Genomic DNA, 14059 nt, shown 5'->3' with positions numbered 1-14059 from the left:
CAGGAAGGAGGCGTTAATATGTCAGAGAGAACAACTTATGAATCCATTGATGACCGCATTGCACCGGAGTCTATTATGATAGATAATTCCAAAGGGCTTGAGATCGTAGATGGCCATGCAGTAAAAGCGCCAGGGGATTACGAGAAGCCTGACCACTTATATGACATGTTAATTGCCCGTATCCGTAAGTACCACCCGTCTACGGATGTATCGATGATTGAGAAAGCATACCGTCTGGCAACAAAGGCACATGGCGACCAGTGCCGTAAGTCCGGAGAGCCGTATATTGTCCATCCTCTGTGGGTTGCGATCATACTGGCAGATCTGGAGATGGATAAGGAGACAATTGCATCTGGAATCCTTCATGATGTGGTAGAAGATACGGAGATCAGTGAAGATGAGATCAGAAAAGAATTCGGCAATGAGGTAGCGCTTCTTGTTGATGGCGTTACCAAGTTGGGAAGACTGTCCTATTCTTCGGACAAATTAGACGTACAGGCAGAGAATCTTAGAAAGATGTTCCTTGCAATGGCGAAGGACATTCGGGTTATTATTATCAAACTTGCTGATCGTCTGCACAATATGAGAACCTTGCAGTTTATGAAGCCGGAGAAGCAGAGAGAGAAGGCAAAAGAGACCATGGACATCTATGCTCCGATTGCTCAGAGGCTTGGTATCTCCAAGATTAAGACAGAGTTGGATGATCTGGCGCTGAAGTATTCGCAGCCGGAGGTATTTTTTGACCTTGTCAATCAGATTAATGCGAGAAAGACGGAAAGAGAAGAGTTTGTTCAGCAGATCGTAGAGGAAGTATCTGCACATATGAAGAATGCGAACATCAAGGCAGAGGTGAATGGACGTGTCAAGCATTTCTTCAGTATTTATAAAAAGATGGTGAATCAGGATAAGACCGTTGACCAGATCTATGACCTCTTTGCTGTCCGCATCATTGTAGAATCAGTGAAGGACTGTTATGCAGCCCTTGGAGTGATTCATGAATTATATACGCCGATACCGGGGCGTTTCAAAGATTATATTGCAATGCCAAAGCCGAATATGTATCAGTCGCTGCATACAACGCTGATGAGTTCGGTGGGGCAGCCTTTTGAGATTCAGATTCGTACAGAGGAGATGCATAAGACTGCGGAATACGGTATTGCTGCACATTGGAAATACAAAGAGTCCAATGACGGCAGAAAGAGTGTAGAGGCACAGGAAGAAGAAAAATTAAGCTGGCTTCGTCAGATTCTGGAATGGCAGCGGGATATGTCGGATAACCGGGAATTCATGAACCTGATTAAAGGTGACCTGGATCTGTTTGCAGAGGATGTATACTGCTTCACGCCTCAGGGAGATGTAAAGAACCTTCCGAATGGCTCGACACCGATTGATTTCGCCTATGCAATCCATAGTGCGGTAGGCAATAAGATGGTTGGCGCCAGAGTGAATGGCAAACTGGTCAACATTGATTATAAGATTCAGAATGGCGACAGGATCGAGATCCTGACTTCTCAGAACTCCAAAGGACCGAGCCGTGACTGGCTGAGTATTGTGAAGAGCACGCAGGCGAAGAATAAGATTAACCAGTGGTTCAAGAAAGAGTTCAAAGAAGAGAATATTGTCAAAGGAAAAGAGATGATTGCCAATTACTGTAAGGCAAAATCAATTCCACTTAGCAATATTATGAATCCGAAATATCAAGAGATTGTCCAGAAGAAATACGGATTCAAAGATTGGGAATCTGTTCTGGCAGCGATTGGACACGGCGGCTTAAAAGAAGGCCAGGTGGTGAACCGCCTGGTGGAAGAATATGGTAAGGAGCATAAGCAGGAACTTACCGATGAAGTTGTGCTTGAAAAGGTAGCAGAGGCAGCGAAGAATAAGGTGCATATTGCCAAGTCCAAGAGCGGAATCGTTGTAAAAGGAATTGATGATATGGCAGTGCGTTTTTCCAGATGCTGCAGCCCTGTTCCTGGAGATGAGATTGTAGGGTTTGTGACAAGAGGAAGAGGTCTTTCCATTCATCGTACAGACTGTGTGAATATGATACATCTTACAGAAGCAGAGCGTGCAAGGCTGATCGATGCGGAATGGGAAAGCGAAGTGGCTGAAAAAGAAGGCGGACAGTATCTGGCTGAGATTAAGATGTACACTTATGACAGACAGGGAATGCTGATGGAGATCTCCAAGATATTTACAGAAGTGAATATCGATGTGAAGTCTCTGAATGTACGTACCAGCAAGCAGGGAACGGCTACGATTGAGACTGGATTCATTGTGCATGGCAGAGAGGAACTGGAGAAAACCATTAAGAAACTCCGCCAGATAGACGGCGTAATTGATATTGAAAGGACGACAGGTTAATCGCAGATGAAGGTTGAAAGATTTGCAATAGGAATGCTTGGCACCAATTGTTATCTAGTGATTCATGAAGAGACACATCAGGCGGTTGTGATTGATCCGGCTGATTGTCCTTCTTACCTTATAGAACACATGAAGTCAGAAGGGCTGAAACCTGAAGCAATTCTTCTGACTCATGGACATTTTGATCATACGATGGGGATTGACGGATTCCTGAAGGAATATGCAATCCCGGTATATGTACATGAAGACGAGGAAGAATTAATGAATCAGCCGCAGCTTAACTTGTCAGCGGCATATTCCTCCGGATATACATTTGGCAAAGCGGAATATATCAAAGAGGGGCAGACGCTCCATCTGGCGGGATATGATTTTGAAGTGATCCATACGCCAGGGCATACCAAAGGCGGATGCTGCTATTATGTAAGATCAGAAGGGGTTCTGTTCAGCGGAGATACACTGTTCCAGAGTTCCGTAGGGCGTACGGATTTCCCGGGAGGTAGTTCTTCAGAATTAGTCAGATCTATTCGGGAGAAATTGATGCTTTTGCCGGATGATACGCATGTATATCCGGGACACATGGGAGAGACGACGATTGGTTATGAGAGAACATACAATCCATTTATCTAAAGAGAAATGATTGGAGTGCAAGGATGATTCAAATTATATGTAAGAGCGAGAACTATACCTATAATGTGTATCATATGTTAAAGGCTTTTTATCCGTCTGAGGAGATCCTCAGCAAGATGGAGGAAAAAGCCTCTAATTATGTAATGGTACTGTTGCCGGATGGAGAGAAGATTCCTGTTGGTCCGGGAGAAGTTCAGAATGTCGCAGAGGATATGGATGATGCGGGTTCTATAGAAGAGAAAGAGATGAAGTACCGTATTGATGTCTATATTTATCGCAGATTGACTGAGATTACCGGGCAGTCTCTGGCATGGGGGATTCTGACGGGTGTCAGACCTACAAAGATTGCCATGAAGAAACTGGAAGAAGGGTGGAATCAGGAGACTTTTGTTCCGTGGTTCATGGATGAATGTAAGGTAAGCCATCAGAAAGCCAGACTATCGTGGGAGATTGCGAATCGGGAAAGAGAATTGCTTGACAGGCTGGATTGTGAAGAGGGATACAGCCTCTATGTTGGAATTCCGTTCTGTCCGTCTGTCTGTACTTACTGTTCTTTTAGTTCGGGGGCTCTGGCAGATTGGAAAGACAGAGTGGAAGATTATCTGGAAGCATTGTTAAAAGAACTGCGATTTATCGGGGAGAGATCTGCTGACAGAAAGTTAAATACAATCTATATGGGCGGCGGAACTCCGACAACGCTGACAGCATCACAGCTTGACCGGCTTCTTACCTGTATCGACGAGAATTTCTCCAGAGAATACCTTTTGGAATATACGGTAGAGGCAGGAAGGCCGGACAGCATTACCAGAGAAAAACTGGAAGTACTGAAGCGGCATGAGATTACAAGGATATCCATTAATCCCCAGAGTATGCAGCAGAAGACGCTGGATGTAATTGGACGCAGACATAGTGTGGGCGAGATTGTTACGGCTTATCATATGGCAAGAGAAGTAGGATTCGATAATATTAATATGGATATCATTGCCGGACTTCCGGGGGAGACCATAGAAGATATGCAGAATACTCTGAGACAGATTGAAGACCTGAAACCGGACAGCCTGACGGTACATTCCCTGGCAATTAAGAGAGCGGCTAAGATGGAATTAAAAGATCTTGACCAGGATCCGGACAGAATCTCGCATACGCTGTCCGGGATGATTCGGGAGGCGGCAAAAGCAGCAGAGGGTATGGAATTATTCCCATATTATCTATATCGGCAGAAGAATATTGCGGGGAATTTTGAAAATGTTGGCTATGCAAAGGTTGACAAAGCGGGAATATACAATATACTTATTATGGAGGAAAAACAATCCATCATAGCTGCAGGCGCAGGGGCTTCTACGAAGATCGTATTAAAGGAGCCGATTCCGATGCCTGGCAGTAAAAAGAAGAAGATGACCCGTTTGATGCGTGTAGAGAATGTGAAGGCAATCGATGCTTACATTAACCGTATCGATGAGATGATAGAGCGAAAAGGAGAATGGTTATGGCGTTAAAAAAGAAACCGGTTACCGGAATGAAGGACATGCTCCCTAAGGAGATGGAGATTCGGGATTACGTGATCCAGTTGATTAAAGATACCTACAAGACATATGGCTTCTCCTCTATGGAGACCCCCTGCGTGGAGCATATTGAGAACCTGTGCAGTAAGCAAGGCGGAGATAATGAGAAGTTGATATTTAAGATTCTAAAGCGCGGAGAGAAGTTGAAGATCGATACAGCAAAAGAAGAGAACGATCTGGTAGACGGAGGACTTCGCTATGACCTGACTGTACCTCTTGCAAGATATTATGCGAACCACTCCAATGAATTGCCGGCGCCTTTTAAAGCATTGCAGATTGGCAATGTATGGCGTGCAGACCGTCCGCAGAAAGGACGTTTTCGTCAGTTCATGCAGTGCGATATCGATATTTTAGGAGAGTCTGGCAATCTGGCAGAGATCGAACTGATCCTGGCAACGACAGCCATGCTTGGCAAATTGAATTTTAAGAATTTTACCGTATGTATCAACGACCGCAATATCTTAAAGGCAATGGCGGCATACAGCGGTTTCAAAGAAGAAGACTATGATGAGGTGTTCATTATCCTGGATAAGATGGATAAGATCGGAGCAGAAGGCGTAGCGGCCGAACTGCAGGAGATGGGATATACGAAAGAAAATGTAGACACCTATCTAAAACTTTTCGAAGAAGTGGCTCCGAATGCGGAAGGAATCCGTTATCTGAAAGAGAAACTCGGAGATTATCTGGCAGACCAGACGGCGGATGGCATGGAGATGATCATCTCCAGCGTAGAGGCTGCAAAGGAATGTGAGTTCAATATTAAATTCGATCCAACGCTGGTACGGGGACAGTCTTATTATACCGGAACAATATTCGAAGTGACGATGGATGATTTTGGCGGTTCTGTTGCAGGCGGCGGACGTTATGATAAGATGATCGGCAAATTCACCGGACAGGATACTCCGGCATGTGGTTTCTCGATTGGATTTGAGAGAATCGTTATGCTGCTTCTGGAGAATGGATATGAAGTGCCAAGCAAAGGAAGTAAGAAGGCATATCTGTTAGAAAAGAACATGCCAAAAGAAGGCATGCTGAAGGTATTGGCTCTTGCAAAAGCAGACAGAGAAGCAGGCAAGCAGGTGCTGATCGTCAACATGAAGAAGAATAAGAAGTTTCAGAAGGAACAGTTGATGACAGAGGGGTATGAGGAGATTACTGACTGCTATGCAGATTCTGTAGATAAACTGTAAGAGTTATTGTATGATTGTGGCAGCCTGCAAGAAAGAGGCAGGCTGATTCATAAGAATGGTGTAAGAATATAAAATCAGAAAAGGAGATAGAATGACATGGCTGAGTCAATGCAGGGATTAAAGAGAACCCACAGATGTGGAGAATTATCCAGTGCCAATGTAGGCGAGACAGTGACAATCATGGGCTGGGTACAGAAGAACCGTAACAAAGGCGGTCTGGTATTCGTGGATGTAAGAGACCGTTCCGGAATCATCCAGGCCGTATTCGAGGAAGGAAAATCAGATGCAGCGTTAATTGAGAAAGCGGCAAGACTTCGTTCTGAATATGTTGTAGCAATCGTAGGAAAGGTGGAAAAGCGTTCTGGTGCTGTGAATGAGAATCTGGCAACAGGAGAGATTGAGATTATCCCAGAACAGCTTAGAATTTTATCTGAATCTGAGACACCTCCGTTCCCGATCGAGGAGAACTCTAAGACGAAAGAAGAAGTTCGCCTGAAATACAGATATCTGGATCTTAGAAGACCGGATCTTCAGCGTAATATGATGATGCGAAGCAAGGTGGCTACACTGACCCGCCAGTTCCTTGCAGAAGAGGGATTCCTTGAGATTGAGACACCGATTCTGATTGGAAGCACGCCGGAGGGAGCAAGAGATTATCTGGTACCAAGCCGTATCCATCAGGGACATTTTTATGCACTTCCTCAGTCACCGCAGCTGTTCAAACAGTTGCTGATGTGCTCCGGATATGACCGTTATTTCCAGATTGCAAAATGTTTCCGTGATGAGGACTTGCGTGCAGACCGTCAGCCGGAATTCACCCAGATTGATATGGAGTTATCCTTCGTAGATGTGGATGATGTTATCGATGTAAATGAAAGATTACTTGCAAAACTATTCAAAGAAGTACTGGGAGTAGAAGTATCCCTTCCAATTCCGAGAATGACCTGGCAGGAAGCGATGGACCGCTATGGTTCTGACAAACCGGATGTTCGTTTCGGAATGGAATTAAATGACGTGACAGAAGTGGTAAAAGACTGCGAATTCGTAGTATTCAAAGGTGCGATCGAGAACGGCGGTTCTGTTCGTGGTATTAATGCAAAAGGACAGGGCAGTATGCCGCGTAAGAAGATCGACAAACTGGTGTCCTTTGCAAAGGATTACGGCGCAAAAGGACTTGCCTATATCGCAATCCAGGAGGATGGAGCGGTCAAATCTTCTTTCGCAAAATTCATGACGGAGGAAGAGATGGCTGCATTGATTACGGCTATGGGTGGAGAGAACGGAGATCTGTTACTCTTTGCTGCTGATAAGAACAAGGTGGTATGGGATGTATTAGGCGCGCTCCGTCTGGAACTTGCCCGTCAGATGGAACTGCTTGACAAGAGCGAGTACAAGTTCCTGTGGGTAACAGAATTCCCGCTGTTAGAGTGGAACGAGGAGCAGAACCGTTATACGGCAATGCACCATCCGTTTACCATGCCGATGGAAGAAGACCTGCAGTATATCGACAGTGACCCGGGAAGAGTACGTGCGAAAGCATACGACATCGTATTGAATGGAAATGAGATTGGCGGCGGAAGTGTCAGAATCTTTAATCCGGAGATTCAGAGCAAGATGTTCGAGGTGCTTGGCTTCACTCCAGAGCAGGCACAGGAGCAGTTCGGCTTCCTGTTAACTGCGTTCAAGTATGGAGTACCTCCTCACGCTGGACTGGCTTACGGTCTGGACAGACTGGTAATGTTGATGGCAAAAGAGGATAGTATTCGTGACGTGATCGCATTCCCGAAGGTGAAGGATGCATCAGACTTGATGACAGAGGCACCGACAAGGGTTGATCAGAAACAGTTGGATGAACTGGGGATTGCGGTTGTAGAAGAAGAGAAATAGGGAGAATCCCTAATATATTGTTTATGAAAACACCTCTTCATTTCGTGTATCCAATGTACGGGTACAATAAATGAAAAGGTGTTTTTCTTATAAGAATTTGTCTTATTTTAACTGAATCTAGTTGCTTTTGGAATATAATAGAAAAAAAGAACTGCCTTTCAGCAATTCTTTTTTAGAGCGACAGACGGGGTTCGAACCCGCGACCCCGACCTTGGCAAGGTCGTACTCTACCAACTGAGCCACTGTCGCATCTTTTTCTTTTGTGTTCCTCAGAACAATATATAATATACTACAGGAATTCGAATCTGTCAACAACTTTTTTTGAAAAAATTGAAAAAATGTTCTGCCACAAATAATCCGCGAGTTTTAGGACCGTTTGTAAAAGCAGTATGTAAAAGAATTTGAAAAACAAAGTATTACTATGTTATACTAAATCAGTATAAGTATAAAGAGAATACTACATATAAAGAAAACAAAGGATGTGGGAAGATGGAAAAACAGAGAATCATAAAAGTCGGCCTGCTGGGACTTGGAACCGTAGGAAGCGGCGTATACAAACTAATAGAACGCCAGAAAGATGAGATGACAGATAAGACTGGAGCCGGGCTTCAGATTGAAAAGATTCTGGTACACAATATGAATAAACCAAGAGAAGGCGTAGATGCGTCTCTCTTGACAGATAAATGGGAAGATATCATTCAGAATGATGAGATTGAGATTGTCGTTGAAGTGATGGGAGGAATCGAGCCTGCTAAGACCATGATCCTGGAAGCGCTGAATGCTGGAAAGAATGTAGTAACTGCCAATAAGGATCTGGTAGCAGAATACGGAAGAGAACTTCTGGATGCAGCAGAGAAGAATGGTGTGGATTTCTTATTCGAAGCGGCTGTGGCAGGCGGCATTCCGATCATACGTCCGCTTAAGCAGTGTCTGGCGGCCAATGAGATGGATGAAGTGATCGGGATTGTCAATGGAACTACCAACTATATTCTGACCAAGATGTTTGAAGAGGGAATGGATTTCCAGGAGGCGCTGGATAAGGCGACGGTTCTTGGATATGCGGAGGCAGACCCGACTGCTGATATTGAAGGACTGGATGCAGGAAGAAAGGTTGCGATCATGGCATCTATCGCATTCCATTCCAGAGTAACATTTTCTGATGTATATACGGAAGGCATTACGAAGATATCTGCAAGAGATATTGCTTATGCGAAGGAATTCGGCAGTGTCATCAAGTTGTTGGGAGTGGCACATAATACGGAGGGAGGAATCGAGGTGGCAGTGCATCCGATGATTCTTCCGAAGGAACATCCGCTGGCATCTGTAAGAGAGTCATTTAACGCTGTGTTCGTGCATGGAGACGCAGTGGATGACGTGATGTTCTATGGACGTGGAGCGGGGGAATTCCCGACGGCAAGCGCGGTCATGGGAGATGTGATCGATGTGGTGAGAGATATCCAGTATCACTGCACGGGAAGAATCAGCTGTACCTGCTATAGGAATACAAAGGTAAAGGAATTCAAGGATGTAAAGAATAAGTTCTTCCTTCGTATGCAGGTGGACAATAAGCCGGGGGTACTGGCAGCGATTGCAAGTGTATTTGGCGTACATAAGGTAAGTATTTCTAAGGTAATCCAGAAGATCATCACAGATGGCGTTGCGGAACTTGTAATTGTTACGGATGCGGTGAAGGAATATCATATGGAGGATGCGCTTGAGCATCTGAAGGATATGGAGACGACACGGGAGATTAGCAGCGTGATACGCGAGTATTAATGGAGATTGGTATGTTATAAATGTATGGAGCAAGCAGATGTCACAATAATCTGCTTGCTCTTAAAATAGGGTGAAATTATATGAGTGAGAGAATGAATGAGAATACAGAACAGATGAATCCGCTTGCGACAGAACGGATTGGAAAATTAATTGCGAAATTCGCCATCCCTGCAATCATCAGTATGCTGGTGAGTTCACTTTATAATATTGTGGATCAGATATTTATCGGACAGGGTGTCGGTATACTGGGGAATGCTGCTACGAATATAGCGTTTCCGGTATCGATTATCTGTACGGCGACAGCCTTGTTCCTTGGGATTGGAAGTGCATCGAATTTTAATCTGGAATCAGGCGCGGGTAATCATGAAAAGGCAAGTAGAATTATTGGAACGGGTCTTGCTATGCTGGTCATCTGCGGACTTGTGATCGGAGGGATTGTAGTCCTATTCCTGGACCCGTTACTGCATATTTTTGGAGTTACCCCTGAGGTTCTTCCCTATGCTCAGGATTATACAGGGATTACGGCATTCGGCATCCCGTTTTTGATTCTGACAACAGGCGGTAATCATATGATTCGGGCAGACAGAAGCCCGACATATTCTATGACCTGTATGCTGACAGGGGCAATCATCAATACAATATTAGATCCATTATTCATCTTTGGCTTTCATTGGGGGATTCAAGGGGCTGCATGGGCTACGGTGATAGGCCAGGTAATATCAGGAATTATGGTGATCGTGTATTTCCTCAGATTCCGTAATGTAGAACTGCACAGAGATATGCTGAGACCAAAAGCCGCGCTGCTAAAAGCAATCGCATCGCTCGGCATGGCATCCTGTATTAATCAGATTGCTATGGCTATCGTCCAGATTACAATGAATAATACGCTGAGATATTATGGTGCGTCTTCCATCTATGGAACGGACATTCCATTGGCATGTGTAGGAGTCATTTCTAAAGTAAATATGGTATTTATGGCAATCTGTATCGGAATCTCTCAAGGATGCCAGCCAATCTGGGGATTCAATTATGGAGCAGGCAAATACGATCGTGTTCGGAAAACTTATCTGAAGGCATTCCAGATATCTCTTACGATAGGTATCCTGTTCTTTTTATGCTTCCAGTTCTTCCCGAGACCTCTGGTTAGCATCTTTGGAAGCGGAAGCGAAGAATATTTCCGTTTTGCAGAGAGGTATTTCCGTATCTTTATGTTCATGACGTTCGTAAATGGAATCCAGCCGATGTCTTCAGGGTTCTTTACTTCGATTGGAAAGGCGAAGCTGGGTATCGTGGTATCGCTGACGAGACAGATTATCTTCTTGCTGCCATTGATTCTGATCTTCCCGGTCTTTATGGGGATTGACGGGGTGATGTATGCCGGACCGATCGCTGACGGGGCTGCGGCAGCAGTGGCGATTGGGTATGCGGTGAAGGAACTTAGGAAGATGAAGGAGTAATCTGTTGATTGGCCGGTGGACGCGGTTATGAGAGGAATCGTAATTGTGGAGAAAATGGATGATTGTTATTGACAAAGGGCTATGAATATAGCATGCTATATTTGAGAGTCATTGTTGGCGATATGATGTGTGAGGAGAGGTGCGGATGAAGGAACGGATGCCGGTTGGGTTCATGTTTAAGCAGATTAATACGATTTATGAGAAGGAGTTTAATAATCGTCTGAGGACGCTTGGGATTACTGCGTCGCAGTGTGCGGTGTTGGATTATCTGTTTCACAGCAGTAAGGAGGAAGTGAATCAGAGGGATATTGAGAAGGCGCTGAGTCTTAAGAATCCGACGGTGACAGGGCTTCTTAAGAGGCTGGATGAGAAGGGGTTCATACTTTCCGTACCCAGTAATAAGGATAAGCGGTGTAAGAATATCTATCTGACGGAGAAAGCCTATGATATCCAGAGAAGGATGGAGGCAGACCGGAAGAAGATTGATAAGCGGCTGACATTGGGGATGAATAAGAAAGAGGTTGCGGCATTGGAGAAGATGCTGGAGCGAGTATTATATAATATAGCGGAGCCGTAAGGTTCGGAAGATGAGAATGTGCTTTGCACATTCTTTTTTTAGGTAAGAATGTGATAAAAACAGAAGATTTGTAATAATTCCCTGTAATTGAGAAAATGCTATCAAGTACATACTTGTCAAAGAGGTATCGTATATGATATATTAAATGCAAATGATAATCATAATCAAAATTAAATTAAATGATTAAATTAAGGAGGACATATGCCGGTAGAAGTAGTATCATATATGCTTTCGAATAAAGATATCAGAAAGCGCCTGCAATTTCAGATTATTCTTCAGTGTGCGCCATTCTTAAAGGGAATAAAGATAGCATGCATTACAAATATTGAGACGAGGTATTGCAAGGAGTTAGGGATGATCCTTAAAGATACGGATATTGAATACAAGATTCTGACGGTGAATAAGGGCAGAAGCCTGGTATTCTTCTATCGGAGAGAGGAATTCGCAGCATATCTTAATAAGGCGGAAGTAAGAGAATTCCTGGAGCATTACGGATATGAGATCGGTACGGTAGATCAGGTACTTAATCGGCTGTCCGCAAGAGTCTGTCAATATTCCTGTAATGAAGGCTGTTTTCCACATGAGATCGGTGCATTTCTGGACTATCCGATTGATGATGTGAGATGTTTTATCGAACAGGGAGGAAAAGGCTGCTTGCTGACCGGATACTGGAAAGTGTATAACAATCCGGAAAAAGCGCAGATGACTTTTCTGGCATATGATAAGGCGAAGACCAGCGCAGTGAATGAATTTCTTGTGGGAAAGACCCTGCAGGATATTGCATATAAGGCGGCATAATCTGGCCGTACAGATGAAAGGAGAAAATATCATGAGTATATCCGTAGTATATTGGAGTGGAACAGGAAACACAGAAGCAATGGCGAATGCTGTTGCAGAGGGAATCAAAGAGGCGGGTGCTGAGGCGAAGCTGCTTAATGTTGGATCTGCAAGTGTGGATGAACTGGCAGCGGAGGATGCATTTGCATTAGGATGCCCGTCTATGGGATGTGAAGAACTGGAAGACAGTGAGATGGAGCCATTTGTACAGGAACTGGAAGGGAAGGTAAGCGGCAAGAAGATTCTTCTGTTCGGATCATATGGATGGGGAGATGGAGAATGGATGCGCAACTGGGAGGAGCGCATGAAGAATGCAGGAGCGGTTCTGGTTGGTGATGCAGGAGTCATCGCGAACGAGGCGCCGGATGACGAGGCAGTAAAAGCCTTAAAGGCAGCGGGAAAAGAACTGGCATCTGCATAACCGGTAAGTAACTGGCACAATACATAGGCAGAAAGGAACGATAATCAATGAGTGTTGTAATTATAGGCGGAAATGAACGGATGGAGCAGCAGTACAAACAGATATGCAAAAAGCACAACTGCAAGGCAAAAGTATTTACCAGAATGCAGGGGAATTTGAAGACGCAGATCGGCCAGCCGGATCTGATTATCCTGTTTACCTCAACGGTGGCGCATAAGATGGTACATTGTGCATTGAAAGAGGCAGAACGTTACAATATTCGTGTGGAACGTTCCCATTCAAGCAGTGCCAATGCATTAGAAAATGTGCTGCAGGGGTGTTTTCAGTAGAAGACATGGATATCACTGGATAAAACTGTAATAAATCAAAAAATCGTTCATACTTTCAGTGGGAGTACGGACGATTTTTTTGCTATGGAATGACTTTACACTCTTGCCCCTTTTTAGTATAATTGAAAGAAAAATTGCCGTATTCCAGGGAATGCGGCTTTTTTTAAGAATGGAGGCGATATTATGAGCTATGCAGATAAAGTTTTTATAGATATGTGCAGAGATATTATTGATCATGGGACGGATACCAGCGGGGAGAAAGTGCGTCCGGTCTGGGAAGATGGAACGCCGGCTTACACGATTAAGCGTTTCGGCGTGGTGAACCGTTATAATCTGGCAGAGGAATTCCCGGTGCTGACCCTTCGCAGAACTGCGATTAAGAGTTGTACGGATGAGATGCTGTGGATCTGGCAGAAGAAGTCTAACAATATTCATGAACTGAACAGCCACATCTGGGACAGTTGGGCAGATGAGGATGGCTCGATCGGTAAAGCGTATGGATATCAGATGAGTGTAAAGCATCAGTATAAGGAAGGAATGTTCGACCAGGTGGACCGGGTGATCTATGATCTTAAGAATAACCCCTACAGCCGCCGAATCATGACGAATATCTATGTCCATCAGGATCTTCATGAGATGAACCTGTATCCATGTGCGTACAGTATGACGTTTAACGTAACAAAAGAGCCTGGAAGCGAGAAATTGACGCTGAATGGAATCCTGAATCAGCGTTCTCAGGATGTGCTTGCGGCAAATAACTGGAATGTATGCCAGTATGCGGTGTTGATGCATATGCTTGCCCAGGTGTGTGATATGAAGGTTGGGGAGTTCGTTCATGTGATCGCGGATGCCCATATCTATGACAGGCATGTACCGATGATTGAAGAACTGATCAGCAGGAAGCCGCTGCCGGCACCGGAGTTCTGGCTGAATCCGGAGATTAAAGACTTTTATGACTTTACGCCGGATGATGTGAAATTAATCGGGTATGAGACCCATGAGCAGATTAAGAATATTCCGGTCGCAGTATAG

12 protein-coding genes and 1 tRNA gene are annotated in these 14059 nt (G+C 44.5%); 12 read left to right on the top strand and 1 reads right to left on the bottom strand.

Features of this window, described 5'->3' with window-relative positions:
• The first annotated feature begins 18 nt into the window (after positions 1-18).
• The 5 genes from ACQRBN_RS10580 to aspS all read left to right on the top strand — a co-directional run bounded on the left by ACQRBN_RS10580 (position 19) and on the right by aspS (position 7630).
• Entirely contained in the window at positions 19-2364 is a 2346-nt protein-coding gene (locus tag ACQRBN_RS10580) for a RelA/SpoT family protein (RefSeq protein WP_427738946.1), read from the top strand.
• Between the two features lie 6 nt (positions 2365-2370).
• Entirely contained in the window at positions 2371-2991 is a 621-nt protein-coding gene (locus ACQRBN_RS10575) for an MBL fold metallo-hydrolase (RefSeq protein WP_427738945.1), read from the top strand.
• Between the two features lie 23 nt (positions 2992-3014).
• Entirely contained in the window at positions 3015-4487 is a 1473-nt protein-coding gene (hemZ, locus tag ACQRBN_RS10570) for a coproporphyrinogen dehydrogenase HemZ (RefSeq protein ID WP_427738944.1), read from the top strand.
• Positions 4472-5743 carry a histidine--tRNA ligase gene (gene hisS, locus ACQRBN_RS10565; RefSeq protein ID WP_427738943.1) on the top strand — a complete coding sequence of 424 codons (1272 nt, stop codon included), beginning with the start codon at positions 4472-4474 and terminating at the stop codon, positions 5741-5743. Before hemZ ends, hisS begins: the two co-directional genes overlap by 16 nt.
• Positions 5744-5839: 96 nt before the next feature.
• Positions 5840-7630, top strand: a complete 1791-nt coding sequence (gene aspS / locus ACQRBN_RS10560; protein ID WP_427738942.1) for an aspartate--tRNA ligase — start codon at positions 5840-5842, stop codon at positions 7628-7630.
• Positions 7631-7806: 176 nt separating this feature from the next.
• On the opposite strand, the gene ACQRBN_RS10555 is transcribed toward aspS, so the two are convergent.
• Positions 7807-7879 (bottom strand) — tRNA-Gly (locus ACQRBN_RS10555).
• Between the two features lie 240 nt (positions 7880-8119).
• On the opposite strand from ACQRBN_RS10555, the gene ACQRBN_RS10550 reads away from it, so the two are divergent.
• The 7 genes from ACQRBN_RS10550 to thyA all read left to right on the top strand — a co-directional run bounded on the left by ACQRBN_RS10550 (position 8120) and on the right by thyA (position 14059).
• Positions 8120-9406, top strand: a complete 1287-nt coding sequence (locus tag ACQRBN_RS10550; RefSeq protein ID WP_427738941.1) for a homoserine dehydrogenase — start codon at positions 8120-8122, stop codon at positions 9404-9406.
• A gap of 92 nt (positions 9407-9498) precedes the next feature.
• On the top strand, positions 9499-10863 hold the full coding sequence (locus tag ACQRBN_RS10545; RefSeq protein WP_427738969.1) for an MATE family efflux transporter: 1365 nt from the start codon (positions 9499-9501) through the stop codon (positions 10861-10863).
• 145 nt (positions 10864-11008) lie between these two features.
• A complete protein-coding gene (locus ACQRBN_RS10540) occupies positions 11009-11440 on the top strand; it encodes a MarR family winged helix-turn-helix transcriptional regulator (protein ID WP_427738940.1) in 432 nt (143 codons plus the stop codon).
• A gap of 201 nt (positions 11441-11641) precedes the next feature.
• Positions 11642-12238, top strand: coding sequence for a DUF3793 family protein (locus tag ACQRBN_RS10535; RefSeq protein WP_427738939.1), 597 nt, complete (start codon positions 11642-11644; stop codon positions 12236-12238).
• Positions 12239-12269: 31 nt separating this feature from the next.
• Positions 12270-12698, top strand: coding sequence for a flavodoxin (locus ACQRBN_RS10530; protein WP_427738938.1), 429 nt, complete (start codon positions 12270-12272; stop codon positions 12696-12698).
• A gap of 47 nt (positions 12699-12745) precedes the next feature.
• A complete protein-coding gene (locus ACQRBN_RS10525; RefSeq protein ID WP_427738937.1) occupies positions 12746-13027 on the top strand; it encodes a DUF2325 domain-containing protein in 282 nt (93 codons plus the stop codon).
• A 183-nt stretch (positions 13028-13210) separates the two neighbouring features.
• Entirely contained in the window at positions 13211-14059 is an 849-nt protein-coding gene (thyA, locus tag ACQRBN_RS10520; protein ID WP_427738936.1) for a thymidylate synthase, read from the top strand.

The sequence above is a fragment of the Bariatricus sp. SGI.154 genome, assembly GCF_050313795.1.
Classification (GTDB): domain Bacteria; phylum Bacillota; class Clostridia; order Lachnospirales; family Lachnospiraceae; genus CAMBRQ01.
The sequence above is the reverse complement of the archived record's forward strand: the minus strand, read 5'-3'. Positions and strand labels throughout refer to the sequence as shown.

Excerpts from the sequence above, each read along its gene's own strand:
- ACQRBN_RS10540 (WP_427738940.1), top strand. The coding sequence starts at position 11,009 with ATGAAGGAACGGATGCCGGTTGGGTTCATGTTTAAGCAGATTAATACG.
- aspS (WP_427738942.1), top strand. The coding sequence starts at position 5,840 with ATGGCTGAGTCAATGCAGGGATTAAAGAGAACCCACAGATGTGGAGAA.
- ACQRBN_RS10545 (WP_427738969.1), top strand. The coding sequence starts at position 9,499 with ATGAATGAGAATACAGAACAGATGAATCCGCTTGCGACAGAACGGATT.
- hemZ (WP_427738944.1), top strand. The coding sequence starts at position 3,015 with ATGATTCAAATTATATGTAAGAGCGAGAACTATACCTATAATGTGTAT.
- ACQRBN_RS10550 (WP_427738941.1), top strand. The coding sequence starts at position 8,120 with ATGGAAAAACAGAGAATCATAAAAGTCGGCCTGCTGGGACTTGGAACC.
- hisS (WP_427738943.1), top strand. The coding sequence starts at position 4,472 with ATGGTTATGGCGTTAAAAAAGAAACCGGTTACCGGAATGAAGGACATG.
- ACQRBN_RS10530 (WP_427738938.1), top strand. The coding sequence starts at position 12,270 with ATGAGTATATCCGTAGTATATTGGAGTGGAACAGGAAACACAGAAGCA.
- ACQRBN_RS10580 (WP_427738946.1), top strand. The coding sequence starts at position 19 with ATGTCAGAGAGAACAACTTATGAATCCATTGATGACCGCATTGCACCG.
- thyA (WP_427738936.1), top strand. The coding sequence starts at position 13,211 with ATGAGCTATGCAGATAAAGTTTTTATAGATATGTGCAGAGATATTATT.
- ACQRBN_RS10575 (WP_427738945.1), top strand. The coding sequence starts at position 2,371 with ATGAAGGTTGAAAGATTTGCAATAGGAATGCTTGGCACCAATTGTTAT.
- ACQRBN_RS10535 (WP_427738939.1), top strand. The coding sequence starts at position 11,642 with ATGCCGGTAGAAGTAGTATCATATATGCTTTCGAATAAAGATATCAGA.
- ACQRBN_RS10525 (WP_427738937.1), top strand. The coding sequence starts at position 12,746 with ATGAGTGTTGTAATTATAGGCGGAAATGAACGGATGGAGCAGCAGTAC.